This window comes from Campylobacter canadensis (assembly GCF_013177655.1).
GTDB classification, from domain to species: Bacteria; Campylobacterota; Campylobacteria; order Campylobacterales; family Campylobacteraceae; genus Campylobacter_E; species Campylobacter_E canadensis.
Window position 1 is genome coordinate 1744586 of the sequence record NZ_CP035946.1, and the last position, 19634, is coordinate 1764219.

Genomic DNA, 19634 nt, shown 5'->3' on the forward strand with positions numbered 1-19634 from the left:
AATTGTGTTTAAGGTTGATTATGAATATTTTTGCTGAATATTTTTATCTTTTTTTATTTCATATTTTTTCTTTTATTTTAAAATTTATTCCAAATAAAATTATTAGAATTTTTTCTATTTTATTGGCTAAAATTTTTTTTATTTTTAATAAAAAACATAAAAATATCATTTTAAAAAATATTGAGTATTTTTGCAAATTAGCAAAACAGCCACAAAGTAATCAAATTGCAAAAAAGATTTATGAAAAATTTATTTATTATATTTTTTTGATTATTAAAAATCAAAAAATTAATGAAAAGCAGCTATTAAAGCAAATTAAATTATTTAAAAACGATGAAGAATTTAAAGAACTTTTAGCAAAAAAAGAAAAAATCGTTTTTACTACCGCACATTTTGGCAATTGGGAGCTTTTACCGCCTGCAGTTGGGCTTAAATACAATGTAGAGCTTAGCATTGTAGGAAGGGCTTTAAAATCAAAAAAGATGAATGAATACTTAGTAAAAAATAGAAAAAAATTTAATGTAGGTTTTATAGATAAAAAAAATGCACTAAGAAAAATGCTAAAAGATATAAATAATAATAAATTAATAGGAATTGTAAGCGACCAAGATGCTTCTATTAAAGAAAGCAGTGAATTTTTACTTTATGGAAATAAAGTTACTCAAAGTAATGCCGCAAGTGTAATTGCAAAAAGGGTAAATGCTTATATCGTGCCTGTGTATATTTATGAATTTAATGGTGGCTTTTGTATTGAATTTTTAAAGGCGATTAATGCAAAAGATTATAGTATTGAAGAGCTTAGTTTTTATCAACTAGAATGTACTAAGAAAATGTGGGAAAAGCATATTAGTGAATATTTTTGGTTTCATAAAAGATTTAAAACTTTTTATGAGGATTTATATTGAAAATTTTTATTTATCTACCTAACTGGCTTGGTGATGCTACAATGGCTGCTGGAGCTATTAATTTGCTTAAAAAAACTTATAAAGAATGTGAGTTTGTTTTTTATGGCTCTTATGTTGCTTGTGCATTGTATGAAAATTTAGGACACACAATAATAGAAGATAAAAAAAATAGATTAAAACAATTTAAAAATATTAAAGAAAAATTTGATATTGCAATATCTTTTAAAGCGTCTTTTAGTTCAAAATTTCTTTTTTTATTTATAAAAGCAAAGAAAAAATTATTGTTTAATAAAGAAAAAGCAAAGCAAATTCATCAAGTATTAAAATATGCAAATTTATTAAAAAAATTAAATATAAATTACACTGAGCTTGATACAAGCCTAGCTTTTAAAAAATTAAAACAAAGAAATTTTATAGCAATAGCTCCTGGTGCAAAATACGGTAGTGCAAAATGCTATGAACCTAAATATTTTGCACAAATTGCAGCGAGTTTTAAAGGCTATAAAGTATTGCTTTTTGGCGTTAAAAGCGATGAAGAGATTTGCAAAAAAATTGAAGAAGAATTAAACAGATTAAATGTAAAAGTTATAAATCTTTGCTCAAAAACTAGCATAAAAAGACTTATTTTAGCCCTTAGTTCTTGCAAATACTTACTTGCAAATGATAGCGGTATAATGCATATTGGTGCTGCTTTAAATATTAGGGTGTTTGCTTTTTTTGGTGCTACAAACATCTTACAAACCAGTCCTTTTAGCAAAAACGCTCAAGTTTTTAGCCTAAAGCTTGATTGTAGTCCTTGCATGAAAAGGCTTTGTCCATTAAAGCACCATAATTGTATGAAGCAAATGACTGCGGACTTGGTTTTAAATAATATGAAATTAAGCTAATTCATAAAAACCATAATTCATATTTAAGGTACTAGAACTAAAAAGTCTTTTTAGTTGAATATCAGTTTTTAAGCTTGTAAAATCATTTGTATTTGCACTTAAGCCTTGTTGCAAAAAGAGCCAATCTATCTTATCTTTAAATAATTCAAAAGCATTAAAACCGCCTTCAATCATTATATTTTTTGCATTTAATTTTTTAATATCATCATAAAAATTATCAATATTATTTGAAAAATAAACCTCTCTTTTAGCCTTGTAAAAATTATAATCTTTATAAATAGAGCAATCTTTTTTTGAATAAATTAATAAATTCGGTGCTTTTTTACTACTTGAAAACCTTGCATCAAGCAAAGGATTATCACATCTAATTGTGTTTGCACAAAGCACTAATAAATCTAATTTTGAACGCATCTCGTGATAGTATCTTACACAATCTTCATCGCTGATTTTTCCTTGATTTGAGCCATTTAACGCAAGTGCCATTTTAAATAAAACAAAGCTTTTATTATTGCTCCAAGCCTTAAAAGGTACAATTAATTTAGCTGCTTCTTCTTTTAAAATTCCTTCTTTTACATTTACATTATTTGCTTGTAATTTTTTTTTGCCTTCTTGACTTTCATCGCTACAAGCATAAAATACATTTTTAATCTTTGCTTCAAGAATAATATCAACGCAAGGTGGGGTTTTGCCAAATTTTGAGCAAGGTTCTAAGCTAACATAAATACTAGCATCTTTTAGCTCATCTTTGCCATATTTTTCATAAGCTTGATTTATTGCTAGTCTTTCAGCATGAAAGCTTCCTGCACTTTTATGAGCTTGAATACTTAAAATTTTGCCATATTTATTTAATAAAACACAACCTACCGCAGGGTTTGGGTAGGTTAAAAATTGTTCTTTCCAAGCCGCATTAATGGCTAAGGACATATAAAATTCATCATTCATTATCAAACTTAATAGCACCAATTGCATTATAAGCATCAAGCGCTGCTAAAACTTTTGCTAAAAATAAATTATTTTGCTCCATTAAACTATTTTGAAGATTTCTTTCGCTATCTAAAAACTCTAAAAAGCTAATTCCGCCTTCATCAAATTCTGTTTTATTTAGGCTATAAATTTCTTTTTCATTCTCAATAATTTCATCATAATCTGCTAATTTTGTTGTAGCATTATTATATTTAATAATAGCGTCATTTACTTCATTTAAAGCAGTTTTTACAACTTTTTCATAAGTTAAAACGCTAATATCTTGAGTTAAATTAGCAACATTTAATTCTTGTTTATTTTTAGATAAATTAAATAATGGCTGTAAAATATCAATACCTAAACTTGCTGCAGGAGTAGCAAAATCAAAATCACTTGCCCCGCTAGTAATTCCAGCAGCTATGTTAAAGCTTGGAAAAAAACTTGCTTTAGCGATTTGAGCATTTTTATGAGCGATTTTTACATCTAAAATTGCCTTTGCAATATCAGGGCGATTTGTCATAATTTCACTTGGAATAGAGCTTGGCAAATCATAAGTAAAATAAATATCATCAGAATAATTTATTTGCATTGAAGTATTAAGCCCAAAAACTAGAATTTTTAAAGCATTTACATACAAATCTCTTTGCATAATTAAATCTTTTAATTGAGTTTGTATTTTGCTATATTGGTCCTTTGTTTGTAAGAATACTGATTTTGTAATTGAACCTACATTGTATTCTTCTTCTCTAAGCTTTAAAGTTACCTCATAGCTTTTTGCATAATTTTCTAGTATTTTTATATTTTTATTGCTATTTATTATATTAAAATATGTTTTTGCAATATTGTATGTTACAAGCTGTTTTGCACTTAATAAATCAAAAGTGCTTTTTTGTGCTTGAAGATTTTTAACTTCTTGTGCATTACTTAATTTTGAAAATAAATCAAGCTGATAAGACAATGATAATCCTAAATTTTCACTATTTTGTGCCTTACTTGAATCAAAAGTTTTACTTACACTTGCACCAGCTTTTGCATTTATGCTTGGTTGTCTATCTATTTTTGCTTGTTTTAAATAAGAATTAGCAATTTGCAAATTCTTAGCAGCAATTAATAAATCTTCGTTATTTAATAAAGCCACATCAAGTAAATAAGTTAGGTTTTTGTCTTCAAAAATATCTTTGTAATAAATACTAGAATGACTTACATTTTCTGTTAGATTACTTGGACTTTTTAAATTATAATCATTTACGCTGCAGGCAGTAAAAAATACTGCTGCGGCTAAAGATAAGGCTATTTTTTTATACATTTTTTTCTTTCCTTTTTTTTAATTTATCATTTAAATTTTCAAGTATGTAAAAGAATAGCGGAACAAATAAAATAGATATAGTTGATGCTAAAATTATTCCACCAATAAGACCTGTACTAAGTGCGTGTCTTGCTGCTGAACCTGGACCACTTGAAAAAACTAAAGGTAAAATACCAATACCAAATGCTAAAGAAGTCATAATAATTGGTCTAAATCTAAGCTTAGCTGCTTTTATAGCTGCATTAAAAGTATCTAAACCATTTTTATATTTTTCTTCCATTGCAAATTCTACAATTAATATTGCATTTTTTGCACTAAGACCTATTAATAATAAAAGTCCGATTTGAAAATATATATCATTTTCTGTACCTCTTAAATAAGTAGCTGCAAGACTTCCAAATACTGCAAAAGGTACTGCAGTAATTACAGCAAGAGGCATTAACCATCTTTCATATTGTGCTGCAAGAATTAAAAATACGAATACCATACCTAAAACAAAGGCAGTAGTTCCACTTCCACTTGCATTTACTTCTTCATACGAGCTTCCCGCCCAAGCAAAAGAATATTCATCAGTGTTCATAGTTTCATAAAAAACTTCTTGTATAGCCTTTAAAGCATCCCCACTTGAATAACCATTTTTTGGTGCTCCTGTAACATTTGCAGCTGGGAAAAGATTAAATCTCGTAACACTTGCTGCGGTTGTATTTGGCACTAAGCTTACAACACTAGCAAGGCTTACTTGTTGAGCATTTGAATTTTTCACAAAAATATTTTCAAGATTAGATTTTTTATTTCTAAATTCTTCATCACCTTTTATATTAACTTGGAAATTTTTACCTAAGGCTGTAAAATCATTTACATAAACTGAACCAAAAATAGAATTCAAGCTTGAATAAACACTTGAAAGACTTAAGCCTAAAATCTTAGCCTTATTTTCATCTACAATTATTTTATATTCTGGATAATCGGTGCTTAAGGTTGTTCTTACTTGAGATAATTCAGGGCGTTTATTTGCCGCTGCAACCATTACATCAATATCTTTTTTGATTTCTGCATAAGATTTACCACTTTTATTTTGTACATACATCTCAAATCCACCAGTAAGCGATAAGCCCATAATTGCAGGTGGGGTAAAGAAAAAGGCAAATCCATCTTTGCTAAGCCACATTTTTTTTACTAAGTCATTTGCAATACCAGCACTCGTTCCAAGCTCACCTAAATCTTTTCTATCTTTATAATCTTTTAAAGTAATAAAATTAATACCAGCATTTGGTAATAAAGCTGAACTTTCAACATCAAAACCATTTAAAGAAATCATATGTTCAACCGCTGGATAAGACTTAGCCACTTCATAAATCTTATTATTAAAAGCTACAGTTTTATCAATGTTTGAAGCTGAAGCAAGCTGTGATATTGAAATAATATAGCCTTTATCTTCGTTAGGCACTAAAGAAGTTGGAATTATTTTAACTAAGGCAAAAATTCCATAAAAGAAAATTGCAACCACAATCAAGCTAGGTATCACATGGCGTAAAACCTTTGCAACACCAGCTGAAAATATACTTGTACTCCAATCAAAAAAGTCATTAAATTTTTTAACTATAAAAAATGGTTTTTCTTCGTGGTCTTTTAAAAGCACACCACATAAAGCAGGTGTTAGTGTTAATGCAACAAAACCTGAAATACAAACAGAAATTACTAAGGTAATTGCAAATTGTCTTTGAATTTGACCTGTAAAACCATCTAAAAAAGATACAGGGATAAATACAGCTGAAAGCACTAACACAATAGAAATTACAGGGCCTGTTACTTCATCCATAGCCATTTTTGTAGCTTCTCTTACATCTTTTGTAATGCCACTTCTAAAAATACGCTCAACATTTTCTACAACAACAATAGCATCATCAACAACAATTCCTATTGCTAAAACTAAGGCAAATAAAGTAATAAGGTTTATTGAAAAACCAAATAAATATAAAAATGCAAAAGTTCCAAGTAAAGAAACAGGAACAGCAATTAATGGAATAATAGTTGTACGAATATTTTTTAAGAACATATACATAACTATTAAAACAAGCAAAATAGCCTCTGCAAATGTTTTTACAACCTCATTTATACTGTTTTGAACAAAGGTGGTTGTATCATAAGGTACTGAATAAGCAACTCCACTTGGGAATGTTTTACTTAATTCTTTTAATTTTGCATCAACTGCTTTTGCAACTACAATTGCGTTTGCACCTGATTTTAATTTAATCATCATTGGAATCATCGGTTGAGAATTTGCCCTACCTGCAAAAGAATAAGTTTTAGCTCCAAGCTCTACTCTTGCTATGTCTTTTAATCTTAAAATATTTCCATTTGGTAAAGCTTTTATTATTATATTTTCAAATTCTTGCACGGTGCTAAGTTTGCCTTTTGCACTCATTGAATATACAAAAGGTGCTACATTTTCTAATGGTAAATCTCCGATATTTCCTGTTGGATATTCTGAATTTTGTTCAGTTATAGCAGCGCTAACTTCACTTGTGCTAATTGAGTATTTATTTAATTTTGCACTATCAAGCCAAATTCTCATAGAATAATCTTTTCCTGCAATTACTTCAACATCGCCAACGCCTTCAACCCTTTTAAGCTCATCTGCAATATTTAAATTTACATAGTTATTTAAATAAATCTCATCTCTTGAATTATCAGGAGAATAAACACTTACTACTTCAAGTATATTTGAAGAGCTTTCATTTACATTTACACCTAATCTTTTTACAACATCAGGTAATTTTGCTTGAACGCTTTGAACTTTATTATTTACATCAATTAAAGCCTTGCTTGGGTCTTTACCAACTTTAAAATACACATTCATAAGCAATAAACCACTTGAGCTTGAATTGCTTTGGATATAAATCATATCTTCAACACCATTAATTGCATCTTCAAGCACACTAGCAACATTTTGCGATAATGTAGGCGCATCAACTCCAGTATAAGTAGCACTTATATTAATGCTTGGAGAAGTTAAATTAGGATACTCCTCAACCGCTAAACCTTTCATACCAACAATACCTGCTATTGTTATAATAATAGAAACAACAATAGCAAATACAGGTCTATAAATAAAGAATTTTGAAAACATTTTTATTCCTTAACTTCTTTAGCGCTAGCTTGCTTACTCATCATTGCTTTAAATTCAGCATCTGTTGCCACGCTTGCACCTGGGTAAATCTTTTTATAATTATTTAAAATTAGTTCATCTCCTACTTTTAATTTTGAATTTTCTGCACTAACTACTGCTATATTTTCATCATCAAAAATAGGATTTACATAAACTTGCTCTGCTTTATTGTTTTTCTTTACATATACATAATATCCGTTGATATCTTGTAATAAATTTTCTTTTTTAATCACAAAAGAATTATCTTTTGAAATATTATCAATTACTAAATTTACATAAGTTCCATTTTTAAGCGAATAATCAGTATTTTTAAATAAAGCATAAGCCTTTGAACTCGCTAACTCAATATCATTTGAAAGATATTCTAAACTTCCATTATATTCTTTATTATTTAGGCTAAAATGTGCCTTTGCGTTTGCAAAATCCCAATCTTTTCCGTTAAAGCTAAAATTTAAACTTGAACTATCAGGAATATAAAAAACTGCTTTTAAATTATCTTGGTTAATAATATTTACTAATTTTGTATTATTTGCAACTGCATAAGAGCCAACATCTACTAAACTATCTTGCACCAAACCACTAAAAGGCGCTTTAACTTCTGTATAATCAAGATTTAATTTAGCTAATTTTAAAGCTGAATTTGCCTTTGTTAAATTAGCCTTTGCGCTTTTATAATTTGCTAATTTGCTTTCATATTCTTTTTGAGAAATTGCTTTCTTTTCATAAAGACCAGCTGACCTTTCATAATCTGTTTTTGCATTTTCATAATTTGCATTTGCTACCTCAACATCAGCCAATGAAACATCATAATTTGCTTTTATTTGTTCATCATCAATTTTATATAAAACAGTACCAGCTTTTACAAAATCTCCATCTTTAAAATATATTTTTTTGATTTCACCTGAAATTTTTGGCATTATGCTTACATAATTATCTGCTTGTAAAGTAGCTGAATACTTATAATAAACCTTTGCATCTTCAGCTATAACCTTGCTTACATCAACTAAACTTGGCATAGCTGCTGCATTTTGTGCTGCTTTTTCATCATTGCAACCTATTAAAAAAACGCTTAAAGCTATTAAGCTTGTCTTTAATATTATTTTCATATAACTTCCTTAAAAAAATTTATGTGTAATTGTAATTAAAAAAGTAAATATTTCTTACTTAATCATTTTTAAAAACATAAAATTTACAAAAGAAATATGTTTATTAATTTGCTCTTCATCTAACTTTAATTTAGTGGTAAAAAATAAATCTAAAATATTAGAGCCCCTTAGCATACTAATATACATTTCAGCATATTTTTCACATAAAGCTTCGTCAATATCTAAATATTTTCTCAAAGCATTTGCAAAGGAATTTTCAAGAATTTTTTTATCTGCTTCATCGGCTTTTTGTTGAAAATCTTTGTTTTTATAAATTGCAACGCTAACTAATTTAAAAAATTTAAAATTAAAATCAGAGTAAAAAACCTTATAATATTCTTTAGAAAATACAAATAAAAATTCTTCTAAACTATTGTAATTATAGTCTTTGCTTAATTTAATTAGCATTTGTGTTTTTTCTTCAAAACAATACTCAACAGCTTTACAAAATAATTCATCTTTATTAGAAAATAATTTATAAATAGTAGCTAAAGAGCCACCATTTTTAGCGGTAATATCTAATAAATTTGTATTTTCATAACCTTTTTCAAGGAAAATTTCACTTGCTACTTTTAATATTTGTGTTTTTTTATCTTGCATAATTCTCCTTTAGGGTAAATAAATACCGTATCTTTTATTATATTTATCTTATCATCATCAGTAGCATAAGCTTTTAATTTTATATTTATATTTTTATCTTCTTTTAATGTACTATCACATCGTGCTTTTAAAACTAAAATTCTTGGAGTTTTTTCACCTGCTTTAATACTAAAAGCTTTTTTAGGTTTATGAATATAAATATTTTTATCATCGCTTAATATTTCAAGATAAAACTTATGTTCTTTTTTATCTGTATTTTGCAATAAAATTGAATAAGCATTAACAACTTCGTCTTTTTTAACACTATAAAGTTCGCTTGTTCTATTTATATTTAAAAGCATTGTTTCTTTGTGATTTGCTTTATAAATTAAACCCACTAATAAAATACTTAAAAATATTAAATACCCTATCGTTTTAGCTCTAAAATATTTAATCTTTTCTTTTTTAATAATTGCATTTGTACTATTCCAATTAATTAATGATGGGCGATTAAATCTACTTTGCACAACGCTACAAGCATCAGCACATTCAAGGCAGTTAATACATTCAAGTTGCATACCCTTTCTTATATCAATATGAGTTGGGCAAACTTTTACACAGGCTTCACAGGCTATACATTCTCCGCCTAAAGGCTTTTTAGTAAATTTAACTCCATCTTTATAAATTAAACCCCCACGACCTTCATCATAAATTACCATCTTTGTATCATTATCAAACATCACACTTTGTATTCTTGCATAAGGGCATAAATAAGCACAAAAATTTTCTTTAATATAAGTAATATCAAAGGTTATAAAAAGAGATAAAAAAAATACTATTCCCAGTAAAAGTAAATGTTCATTAGGATTTTGAATATAAGTAAAAAAATCTTCAGGCGGAATAAAATACCATAAAAAATTACTAGCTGCTACAAGAGAAATAAAATAAAAAAGCACAACGCTAAGTATTTTTTTTATAATATTATTTCTTATTGGATTTTGTTTATTTTTTCTACCTGCATATAATTTAAAAATTTTTGTTTGAATTATATCTCTATAAATCATTCTAAATAGAGTTTGAGGACATGCCCATCCACACCATACACGACCAAGTAAATTAGTAATAAAAAAAATAAAAACAAACATCATAATTAATAAAAACGGCATTAAATAAAGCTCATTTGTATTAAACGATACAAAAAATAAATGTAATTTTTGCTTATCAAATGATAATAAAAAGAAATGATTATTATTTATTCTTACAAATGGTAAAAGAAAAATTACTGCAGTGGCTAAAAAATATGTAAAAATTCTTTTTTTTAAATAATGTGTAATCATAATTACCCTCCAAATTTTTCACATTGTAGTATCAAAAATTAAACAATTTAATTAAATATTTACAATTTTTATATATTCTTAAGGCTTTTTATTTTCAACAAGAAAGGAAGTGATTTTCGTGCCTGGAATTAAAGTTCATCCAAACGAATCATTTGACGAAGCGTACCGTAAGTTTAAAAAGCAAACTGACCGTAACTTAATTGTAACTGAAGTTCGTGCTAGACGCTTTTTTGAGCCTATGACAGAAATTCGCAAGAAGCAAAAAATTTCTGCAAGAAAGAAAATGCTTAAGCGTCTTTATATGCTAAGACACTATGAAGCAAAATTATAATATCTAAAGGGCTTTTTAGCTCTTTAGTTTCTTTAGGATTAAGATGAAATTATCAGTAAATGATGCAGCTAAAGAATTAAATATAAGCAAAGAAGCAATCTATAATAGAATTAGAAGAGGAAGTTTAAAATCAGTAAAAGAAAATAATAAAACTTATGTGATTTTAGATGAGCAAGTACAAAAAGATAATACTCAACTTATCAATTCAGATTTAATCAATCAAATAAATCAATTAAAATTAGTTCATATTGAATTAAGAAATGAAATTGAGTTGTTAAAAAACCAGCTAAATACACCTGTAATTACAAAGGCAAAATGGCTGCTACTTAATGAATATTTATTAAAATTCAAAGAAAATAAAAGAGATAAAATAAGAAAATTTTTATTATCACAAATAGGAAAAAACAAAAAAATTAAAATTGAAAATAGTCAAATATTTATAAAAAATAAAAAACTATCTAAGATAAAGGATAATTAATGAATAAATATACCTTACAAATATCAGCAATAGCTTCTGGCTTACTTTTAAGCGCTTGTGGGGCGCAAGAAGAGCAAAAACAAGCTCAAGGCTCTTTTTTAATAATAGAAGAATACGCACCAAAACAATACAAAATTAAAGAAGAATTTCCTGCTGAAGAAACAAGAGTGGTTTTAAAAGAATTAAACGGGAATGAAAGAATTTTAAGTAAGGAAGAATTAGATGAAATTATAAAAGCAGAAAATGCAAAAATTGATAACAATTCAAGCTCACTTACTAATTCTTCAATAAGCTCAAGCCATTCTTTAGGAGAAGTTTTGCTTAGCTCTGTTGCTGGTGCGATAATTGGTAGTTGGATTGGAAATAAATTATTTAATAATTCTAATTTTGCAAATCAAAAGGCAAGTCATTATCAAAATCCAAGCGCTTATCAAAAAAGTGTGAATTCTTTCAATAAAACAAGCACAAGTTCAAAAAGTAGTTCTAAATCAAGCGGATTTTTTAAAAATTCTGGCTCAAGTTCAAGCTCAAAGACAGGCTCTTTTGGTTCATAATTATCAAAGCTTACTAAAAATTGATAATTTTAATATTTTGATTAAGGCAAGCAAAAAGGCCTTAATTAGCGTTGATTTTACACTTGATGATGAAATTGATTTTTATGAAAACGATTTAAGCAAAAGTGCAAAAAATGAGCTTTTAAAATACTTTTGTAAAAAAGATTTTAATTTTTTTAACCTTCCACTTGATTTATCACATTTAAGTATTTTTACACAAAATGTTTTATTAGAATTAAAAAATATAAATTACGCTGAATTAATAAGCTATAAAGAACTTGCACAAAGGCTAAATTCAAAAGCCTATAGAGCAGTAGGCACAGCTCTTAGTAAAAATCCATATTTGATTATCTTACCCTGCCACAGAGTGATAAAATCAAATATGCAAATAGGTAATTTTACATCAAATGTAAAAAATGCTAAAGAATTTTTAATTAATCTTGAAAAAGCTAAACTTTAATCATATAAATATTGTTGCAAGATTTTTAACACATTAAATACGAGTTTATTTTTCATTCTTTTTATCAATTATAAATATTATTTAATTCTTAAACTTTTAAAAAGAAGTAGTTTTATCGTGAATTTTTATTTCTTTTGGATAATTAATACTTTGGTTTTTATAATCTATTAAAAGTGTGTAATTATTGATTGTTTTTACATAATTTTCATTTTTATTTTTAAAGCCTAAGTTTTCTAAAACTTGTTTTAAATTATTTTTTGTAATCATCTATACCCCATTTTAACAATTATTACAAAACCTTAATTTAAGGCTTTGTAATTTTGCTTTAAAGAATTAATTAAAAGTGCTATTGTAGTGCCGTTGTGTGCTAGAGCTGTTGTACTTGGGTTTAAAATACCGCTTGCTGCTCCTAATAAAATAGCTGAATTTATCCATACCGTGCTTTTAAAATTCTTTTGAATTTTTTTCATTGTTTCATTAGCTAAAATCTTAGCATGTACAACACAAGAAATATCATCTTTTAATAAGGCAATATCAGCACTTGCCTTAGCAATATCAGCACCTTTTTGCATAGAAATTCCAACATCAGCTTGAACTAAAGAAGGCGCATCATTAATCCCATCTCCAACAAAGGCTATTTTTCTGCCTTCGTCTTTTAACTTTTTAGTAATTTGTGCTTTATCTTGTGGTAAAAGCTGTGCATAAACTTTATCAATTCCAAGCTCATTTGCAACACTAATTGCTCTATCATAAATATCACCAGTAAGCATAATTACTTCTTTTACACCATTTTGTTTAAGTTTTAAAATACTTTCTTTAGAATTAAACCTAAGCTCATCACTCATTGCAATTACACCTAATAATTGCTTAGCTTTTGCTATATAAAGCAAGGTAAGACCACTATTTAATAATTCATTAATTTTATCTTCATTTTTGCTAAAATCCACACCTTCATCATCTTCTAAAAAATGCCTTGAACCTATAATTACTTCTTCTTTATCAATGCTAGTTTTAATCCCGTGTGCAACAATAAACTCCACTTCTCCGTGATTAATATGAGAAAAGCCATTTTGTTTTGCTGCTTTTACGACCGCTTCTGCTACTGGGTGAAAATAATGCTCTTCGGCACTAGCGCTTAAATTTAATAAAGACTGCTCATCGTATTCTTTTACAAAAGAATAAACAGCTTTAACCTTTAAATCTCCGCTTGTTAGTGTTCCTGTTTTATCAAATACAAAGGTATCAACCTCGCTTAATCTTTCTAAAACTTGAGAACCTTTTAAAAGAATTTGTCTTTTTCCAGCATAAGAAATTGCGCTTTTAAAAGCAACTGGGGTTGCAAGTTTTAAAGCACAAGAATAATCAGCCTGTAAAACAGATGCAAGTGCGCTAGAGCCATTAAATAAATACGCAATTGCTGCTAGGCTAAGCGTAAATGGTACTAAAGAATTTGCTAAATTTACCGCCTTTTTTCCAATTTGCGATTTTTCTTCTAAGCAGTCTTTCATGTAATGCAAAATTTTTGCTGTGGTTGTATTTTCTCCAACTGCCTCTGCCCAAATTTTTATTCTACCTTCTTCAACTATTGTACTGCTTAAAACCCTATCTCCACGCTCTTTAAATACCGCATTAGCTTCTCCTGTCATACTAACACAATTTACATTTGCATCGCCATCTACAATATATCCATCAACTGCGATTGCTTCTCCTGTGCTAACTACAACAATATCTCCTATTTTTAATTCATCAGTAGACTTTTTTACAAGTTCGTTATTTTCTTCCACCCAAGCGTGTGTTAATTGCGGTTTTGCTAATTCTTTTACTAAATCATCGCTTTTTAAAACTGCACTTTCTTCAATATATTCGCCAATATTTAGCATAAAATTAGTACTATTTGCTGCTTTATAATCTTTTCTTAAAAGCGATACTGCTACTGCTGCTGCTTCTAAAACATGTGAAGTAAGCCCATTTTCAACTAAATCAAGCAAACCTTCTTTTAATAAAGGATATGAAGTAAGCAAACTTGCTTGCTTATCTAAAACAGGATTACTTGTATAAGAATTAGCTAAGGCTAATAAAGATGCGTAAATATTTGCCTTACTTGGTTTTTCTTTTTTATGCTTTAGTTTTACTAATTTATACTCATTAAAATAAGCACAAATTTTATTTACCTCATCTTCACTTATATCATCAATCTTGCTAAAACTAATACATTTTGCATTAAGCATAACGCTTATGAAAAATGATGGAAATACATTAGCAAAATCACTTACTAAAATATTAACATCAACACTTTCATTTAGTGAAAGCAAACGAATTCTTAAGCGTTTTTTACTGTAATGAATTACATTATTGCATTGAAGCTTTTGCATCTTCTACTTGCTCTTTAAATTCTTCTAATGCAGCACTTGTATAATTTTGCACCTTTGCAACTACTTTTGCTAAATTATCTTTTGCATCTTTATTGCATAAAAAATATGCAATTGTTCCGCCAATTAACATACCTTTAAATAAAGGGCTTGATAAAAAAGATGATGAATTATTATTTGAAAATAAATTACCTAAAAGCCCATTATTATTTGAATTGTTTTGGTTATTTTGATTATTGTTAGTATTTAAATATGGGTTTTGGCAATTTGGGCATAAATTTTGGTTTGTATTTTGGTTTGTATTTTGGTTTGTCATTTTATCTCCTAATGTATTTTTTAATATCAAAGCACTTGCTGCTGAAAGCAAGGCATTTTTATACTCACTCTTTGCAATACTGTTGCTAGTTGATATTGCAAGGTAACTCATAGCACCAGAATATAAAGATGAATTTAAATTCTGTGTGCTAAAAAAAGAATTTAAAGAGCTGCTTAAAAAATGGTCAGCTGGTAATCTATTTGAGCTAAGCATTATTTTGCAGCTTTTTTACTTTTTGCATTATTTTGTTGCGCTGCTTTTTCGCAAATACAAGGTAATTTAAAATTTTGAATTTTATTAATTGTGTTTTCTACACATTTTCCTGCACTTTTAGCAAAATTTTCATCTTTTAAAGAACTTAAATTTTCTTTAATTTTGTCTTTTTTTAAATATACACTAACACAAGTTGCACCTGCAATCGCACCTAATATAAACGGAATTGGCATTTTTGTCTCCTTATTTTATAATATCTTTTAACAAGGTATTTATAAATGAGTTGATATTAGGCTCATTTAAACCAACTAATCCTTCTTTTAAAGCTTTTTGGCTTTCATTTACACTACTTGCCCAAAGTCTAAAAATAAGGTCCTTACATTCACTATTTTTGCATAATAACGAAGCTTTTTTACATTCATAAACAATTTTTAACTCTTGTGCAAGAGCTAAAATATAAGCTTCTTCTAAACTAGCTTCAAAAACAAATTCATACTCATAATTAAACAAATCATTTAAAATAAGTCTTTCTTGCCATAATCTAAAAAACAACTCATTTTTAAATTCTTTATAAAAAAATTCGTACATTTTCACGCTTTTTAAGCATAGCTCATAAGCTTTTAAAACTTCACTAATTTGCAAATCTTGTAAAAAATCAGGATGAGAAATTTTAAGCTCAATCTTCAATGTTAAATTCCTTTAATGCTAATTTAATCTCATCTTCGTTTTTTGAATTTAACAAATTCTCAAAACTACTCATAGCTAAAAGTTTATCATCATATAAAATGGTGATTTTGCCTAATAACTTATTTACTTTTAAATCTAAAATGCCTTTAATGTTAAAAACATCATCTAAATTGATTTCATCTAAATTATCAAGCTCTTTTATCTTTGAACTTACATCAAGTCTAAGTCTTCCACTTGAATGATGTATTATCTTAACAAAAGGTAAAATATCATTTAACATTTTGCTTTTTTTCATTTTTTTCCTTTCTTTTTACGAGAGTGATTTTATTATCATAAACTTAAAATAAAATAAAATATGTATGATAATGATAATTAACAAATTATAAAATTTATAATTAAATCAAAAGTTGCTATTATAAAAATAATTATTTTTTAAAGGATAACAATGAAAAAAATTATATTTTTATGTCTTTGCTTAGAACTTTTTGCGCAAAATATTCAAAATGCAAAAAGCTATATTACAAAAGATGAGATTATAAAAAGTGAACTAAATTACACAAATTATTTTTTTAAAGACTATACTCTAGCAATTTTAGCACCTTTTTATAAGGCAAAATTAGGCGAATATGAAATTGAATACAAAAATGCTAAAAAACAACAATATACTCTAATTTTTGGAGAATATAAAAAAGAAAATATACAAATTACAAAGCCGCAAATACTTAAAAAAAATAAAAAAAACACAAATAGAATAAACAAAGAATTAAATGAAGCTAATCTAGTTTATAAAAACAGTGTAAAAAAAGCTTATTTAAATAAAAAATTTATCCTTCCAATAAATAGTAAGATTACAAGTGCTTATGGTAGTGCAAGATTATTTAATAATGAAGTTGTAAGCTATCATTCTGGCACTGATTTTAAAGCTGCAATTGGTACAAAAATTAAGGCTGCAAATGACGGTATTGTGGTTTTGTGTGCTGATAGAATTTTTGCTGGTAAAAGTGTAATAATTGACCACGGTTATGGAGTTTTTACTCAATATTATCATTTAAGTAAAATTTTAGTAAAAGTTGGCGATGAAGTAAAATTAGGCGATATCGTAGGTTTAAGTGGAGATACGGGCAGGGTTAGCGGACCGCATTTTCATTTTGGAGTTGCTATAAATGGTTTAAGTGTTGAGCCGCTTAGCTTTATTGAAGAAATTAATAAGTATTTAAAATGATTTTTTCTAAGTATTTTGATGAATGGAGTAAAAAATATTACTCTAGCTTTCAAAAAGTTGGCAAGCAAGGGGATTTTTACACCTGCGTTAGCGTTGGAGAATTATTTGCTTTTACACTTGCAAAGCACTTTGTAAATTTAGTAAAAAATAATGAGATAAAGCTACCTTGCGATGTGATTGAGATTGGGGCAAATGAAGGTTATTTGTTAAAAGATTTTTATACTTATTTAAAAGAAAATAATGAAGAGGTATTAAAAGATATTAATTTTTATATAATTGAACCATATGAAAAATTAAGACAAATTCAAAAGAAAAATTGTCAATTTGCTTTCAAACACATTTATTTGCACGAATTAAAAAGCAAAAACGCCTTTTTTCTAGCAAATGAATTATTTGATAGTTTTGCATGTGAATTGGTGCAAAATAATAATTTTGCCTTTATTAGCGAACATAAAATAACTTTTAAAGAACATAGCTTAAATCACGAAGTTGCTAATGAATTTTTAAAAAGTTATAAAGAATTTCAAGGCGAACTTTGCCCTAATATTTATGATTTTTTGTATTTTATAAAGCAAAAATGTGAAAAATTATATTTTTTATCCTTTGATTATTTTAAAAAACATAATGATTTTACAATTAGAATTTTCAAAAAACATAATTTATATTCTTTTTTTGAAGTAGATTTAAAAGAATTTTATGCAAATAGTGATATTACATTTAGTATTAATTATTATGAATTTATTTTTTATTTAGAAAAGCTAGGTTTTGCTTACAATGCAAAAAAACAAAGTATGGCTTTAATTGACTTTAAAATTAGTGATTTTACAAGCCCTAAACACCTTATGCAAATGAAAAATTTATTTTTTTCTTTTAGCGATAATTTTTATTGCTTTGAGTTTAAAAATTAATTGTAACATTCAAGGCTTTTTTAAAAAATTGAAGGAGAAAATATGAATGCAGTATTAACAATAGCAGGTAGCGATTGTAGTGGTGGTAGCGGACTTGAGGCTGATTTAAAAACATTTACAATGCATAATACTTTTGGTATGGTAATAGTATTAAGCGTGGTTGCGGTAAATACAAAAGGTGTTTATGGCTTTAGTCAAATGAGTGCTGATATTGTGCAAAAACAATATGATGCTGTTTTTGGCGATATTGTTCCAAAAGCTTTAAAAACTGGACTTATGGGAACATCTGAACTAATTAAAATTAGCATAGATAATTTTAAAAAATATAAACCACAAAATGTTGTTATTGACCCTGTAATGTTTGCAAAAAGTGGGGCTAGATTGATTAATGATGAAGATTTTAAACTGTACAAAAATGAATTTATTCAATATGCAGATATTTTAACTCCAAATAAACTTGAATCTGAATTAATTTGCGGTTTTGAGATTAATAATCTTGAAAGGCTAAAAGATAGTGCAAAAAAATTAATTGATTTAGGTGCAAAAAGTGTAATTGCAAAAGGTGGAAAATACTTTGATAAGGCGCTTGATTATTTTTACGATGGTAAAGATTTTTATGAGCTTGAAGGAAAATTATTAAATACAACAAATGACCATGGTGCTGGTTGTACTTTAAGCGCTGCAATTGCTGCAAATCTTGCAAATGGAATGAGTAAGCTAGACGCTGTAACAAAGGCTAAACTTTACACTCAAAATGCAATGGAATTTGCACCGAATTTAGGCGAGGGTAGAGGCCCTTTAAATCATATGTTTAATTTAAAATAAAATTCTTTGCTTTATGCAAAGAATTAAAAAGGAAGAAAAATGGCTAATTCCATTGATATTTTAATTATTTATTTTAAAATTTTAAAAGGTATATATGAGCATAAAGATGGAATTACTAGCGAGTATTTTATAAAAAATTTTCAACTTTCAAAACAAACCTTTAGTAAATATATCCAGCATATTTTATCTTCTGAATTTGGTGAATATATTTATGTTGATAAAAGTAAAAAAAATTACATATACAAACCTGCTTTACCTGATATTTCTGAAGTAATTAAATATTACAACGGAGATAAATACACTTATGATGAATTTTTAGCTTCACAAAGTGTTATAAGGTATTTAAATGAAAATAATGCCGAAGAAATATTAAACTTATTTAAAGAAAATTTTGTTGCAATAGATAATCCACTGCAAGATAACTTAATTAATAAAATGGAATTTGCTTTTATTAAACAATTGCTTCAAAGTAAAAGATTTAATTATAAAATTAATCTTATTTGTGTTGATACAACGATAAATGATGCTATTTTTTTAAAAATAATTTATAGCGATAAAAATTATTATGCTTTATTAAAACACAATAATAATATTTTTTTAAGAAGACTAGCATTTATAAAAGAAATTCAAAAATCAAAAAAATACTTAGTTAAAGATTTTCCAAGCGGTGTTGATATGAAAATTAAGGCTATGAGCAATTCTTTAAGTTTATATGATTGTCCAAGAAAAATTGCTCGCTTGCAAATAAGCGAAAATATAAGCAAATATTTTCAAGCTGATATGAAAAAATTTTTTAAAAGTCAAAAAATAATTAATAATTCTCCTTTACAAATAGAAATTGAATATACAAATTCTTTAGAAATTTTAAGATTTGTTAAAACTTGGCTACCTGATATTAAAATCTTATCCCCGCAAGAATTAATAAAAGAATATAAAAATAATTTAAAAGAAGCTTTAAAAGATTACAAGTAAAAAGCACC

The 19634-nt window shown here is 27.1% G+C and carries 21 protein-coding genes and 1 pseudogene; 10 read left to right on the plus strand and 12 right to left on the minus strand.

From position 1 onward, the window contains the following. The first annotated feature begins 20 nt into the window (after window positions 1-20). Both CCANL266_RS08405 and waaF read left to right on the plus strand, forming a co-directional pair. The gene (locus CCANL266_RS08405) at window positions 21-905 is read left to right on the plus strand and encodes an LpxL/LpxP family acyltransferase (protein ID WP_172233979.1); all 885 of its coding nucleotides are present in this window, start codon (window positions 21-23) and stop codon (window positions 903-905) included. Then, window positions 902-1792, plus strand: a complete 891-nt coding sequence (gene waaF / locus CCANL266_RS08410) for a lipopolysaccharide heptosyltransferase II (protein WP_172233981.1) — start codon at window positions 902-904, stop codon at window positions 1790-1792. The genes CCANL266_RS08405 and waaF overlap by 4 nt, the downstream gene beginning before the upstream one ends. Here waaF and ribD read toward each other — a convergent pair. Genes ribD through ccoG form a run of 6 tightly spaced genes read right to left on the minus strand, consistent with a single transcriptional unit; the run spans window position 1784 to window position 10291 of the window. After that, entirely contained in the window at window positions 1784-2734 is a 951-nt protein-coding gene (gene ribD, locus CCANL266_RS08415; protein ID WP_172233983.1) for a bifunctional diaminohydroxyphosphoribosylaminopyrimidine deaminase/5-amino-6-(5-phosphoribosylamino)uracil reductase RibD, read from the minus strand. The two genes, waaF and ribD, sit on opposite strands and share 9 nt — an antisense overlap. Next, on the minus strand, window positions 2727-4061 hold the full coding sequence (locus CCANL266_RS08420) for a TolC family protein (RefSeq protein ID WP_172233985.1): 1335 nt from the start codon (window positions 4059-4061) through the stop codon (window positions 2727-2729). The genes ribD and CCANL266_RS08420 overlap by 8 nt, the downstream gene beginning before the upstream one ends. After that, window positions 4054-7191 (minus strand): efflux RND transporter permease subunit, encoded by a 3138-nt coding sequence (locus tag CCANL266_RS08425; RefSeq protein ID WP_172233987.1) that lies wholly within the window; start codon window positions 7189-7191, stop codon window positions 4054-4056. Before CCANL266_RS08425 ends, CCANL266_RS08420 begins: the two co-directional genes overlap by 8 nt. Window positions 7192-7193: 2 nt before the next feature. Further along, window positions 7194-8336 (minus strand): efflux RND transporter periplasmic adaptor subunit, encoded by a 1143-nt coding sequence (locus CCANL266_RS08430; protein ID WP_172233989.1) that lies wholly within the window; start codon window positions 8334-8336, stop codon window positions 7194-7196. A 54-nt stretch (window positions 8337-8390) separates the two neighbouring features. Beyond that, window positions 8391-8975 (minus strand): TetR/AcrR family transcriptional regulator, encoded by a 585-nt coding sequence (locus CCANL266_RS08435; RefSeq protein ID WP_172233991.1) that lies wholly within the window; start codon window positions 8973-8975, stop codon window positions 8391-8393. Continuing rightward, the gene (ccoG, locus tag CCANL266_RS08440; RefSeq protein ID WP_172233993.1) at window positions 8948-10291 is read right to left on the minus strand and encodes a cytochrome c oxidase accessory protein CcoG; all 1344 of its coding nucleotides are present in this window, start codon (window positions 10289-10291) and stop codon (window positions 8948-8950) included. Before ccoG ends, CCANL266_RS08435 begins: the two co-directional genes overlap by 28 nt. Window positions 10292-10409: 118 nt before the next feature. Here ccoG and rpsU point away from each other — a divergent pair, with 118 nt between their 5' ends. The 4 genes from rpsU to CCANL266_RS08460 are packed head-to-tail and all read left to right on the plus strand — an operon-like array spanning window position 10410 to window position 12114. After that, window positions 10410-10622, plus strand: a complete 213-nt coding sequence (gene rpsU / locus CCANL266_RS08445) for a 30S ribosomal protein S21 (protein ID WP_172233995.1) — start codon at window positions 10410-10412, stop codon at window positions 10620-10622. Window positions 10623-10665: 43 nt separating this feature from the next. Next, the gene (locus tag CCANL266_RS08450) at window positions 10666-11100 is read left to right on the plus strand and encodes a helix-turn-helix domain-containing protein (protein WP_172233997.1); all 435 of its coding nucleotides are present in this window, start codon (window positions 10666-10668) and stop codon (window positions 11098-11100) included. Then, window positions 11100-11654 (plus strand): Cj0371 family chemotaxis-regulating polar lipoprotein, encoded by a 555-nt coding sequence (locus CCANL266_RS08455; RefSeq protein ID WP_172233999.1) that lies wholly within the window; start codon window positions 11100-11102, stop codon window positions 11652-11654. The genes CCANL266_RS08450 and CCANL266_RS08455 overlap by 1 nt, the downstream gene beginning before the upstream one ends. Window positions 11655-11691: 37 nt before the next feature. Continuing rightward, window positions 11692-12114, plus strand: coding sequence for a methylated-DNA--[protein]-cysteine S-methyltransferase (locus CCANL266_RS08460; RefSeq protein WP_172234001.1), 423 nt, complete (start codon window positions 11692-11694; stop codon window positions 12112-12114). Window positions 12115-12216: 102 nt separating this feature from the next. Here the strand turns inward: CCANL266_RS08460 and CCANL266_RS08465 are convergent. The 6 genes and pseudogenes from CCANL266_RS08465 to CCANL266_RS08490 all read right to left on the minus strand — a co-directional run. After that, window positions 12217-12381, minus strand: a pseudogene (locus CCANL266_RS08465) (type I restriction enzyme HsdR N-terminal domain-containing protein); the annotation flags it as partial. A 32-nt stretch (window positions 12382-12413) separates the two neighbouring features. After that, a complete protein-coding gene (locus CCANL266_RS08470; RefSeq protein WP_172234003.1) occupies window positions 12414-14486 on the minus strand; it encodes a heavy metal translocating P-type ATPase in 2073 nt (690 codons plus the stop codon). Further along, window positions 14464-15012, minus strand: a complete 549-nt coding sequence (locus tag CCANL266_RS08475; protein ID WP_172234005.1) for a hypothetical protein — start codon at window positions 15010-15012, stop codon at window positions 14464-14466. Before CCANL266_RS08475 ends, CCANL266_RS08470 begins: the two co-directional genes overlap by 23 nt. Further along, window positions 15012-15245 (minus strand): hypothetical protein, encoded by a 234-nt coding sequence (locus CCANL266_RS08480; protein WP_172234007.1) that lies wholly within the window; start codon window positions 15243-15245, stop codon window positions 15012-15014. Before CCANL266_RS08480 ends, CCANL266_RS08475 begins: the two co-directional genes overlap by 1 nt. Before the next feature lie 10 nt (window positions 15246-15255). Next, complete coding sequence (locus CCANL266_RS08485; RefSeq protein ID WP_172234009.1) at window positions 15256-15699, minus strand: hypothetical protein; 444 nt, start codon at window positions 15697-15699, stop codon at window positions 15256-15258. Further along, on the minus strand, window positions 15689-15994 hold the full coding sequence (locus CCANL266_RS08490; RefSeq protein WP_172234011.1) for a hypothetical protein: 306 nt from the start codon (window positions 15992-15994) through the stop codon (window positions 15689-15691). The genes CCANL266_RS08485 and CCANL266_RS08490 overlap by 11 nt, the downstream gene beginning before the upstream one ends. A 150-nt stretch (window positions 15995-16144) precedes the next feature. On the opposite strand from CCANL266_RS08490, the gene CCANL266_RS08495 reads away from it, so the two are divergent. Genes CCANL266_RS08495 through CCANL266_RS08510 form a run of 4 tightly spaced genes read left to right on the plus strand, consistent with a single transcriptional unit; the run spans window position 16145 to window position 19626 of the window. Beyond that, window positions 16145-16921 (plus strand): M23 family metallopeptidase, encoded by a 777-nt coding sequence (locus CCANL266_RS08495; protein WP_172234013.1) that lies wholly within the window; start codon window positions 16145-16147, stop codon window positions 16919-16921. Then, on the plus strand, window positions 16918-17829 hold the full coding sequence (locus CCANL266_RS08500; RefSeq protein ID WP_172234015.1) for an SAM-dependent methyltransferase: 912 nt from the start codon (window positions 16918-16920) through the stop codon (window positions 17827-17829). The genes CCANL266_RS08495 and CCANL266_RS08500 overlap by 4 nt, the downstream gene beginning before the upstream one ends. Window positions 17830-17871: 42 nt before the next feature. Continuing rightward, on the plus strand, window positions 17872-18654 hold the full coding sequence (gene thiD, locus CCANL266_RS08505) for a bifunctional hydroxymethylpyrimidine kinase/phosphomethylpyrimidine kinase (RefSeq protein ID WP_172234017.1): 783 nt from the start codon (window positions 17872-17874) through the stop codon (window positions 18652-18654). 39 nt (window positions 18655-18693) lie between these two features. Beyond that, window positions 18694-19626: a WYL domain-containing protein gene (locus tag CCANL266_RS08510; RefSeq protein WP_172234019.1), complete on the plus strand. Its 933-nt coding sequence runs from the start codon at window positions 18694-18696 to the stop codon at window positions 19624-19626. Window positions 19627-19634 lie beyond the last annotated feature (8 nt).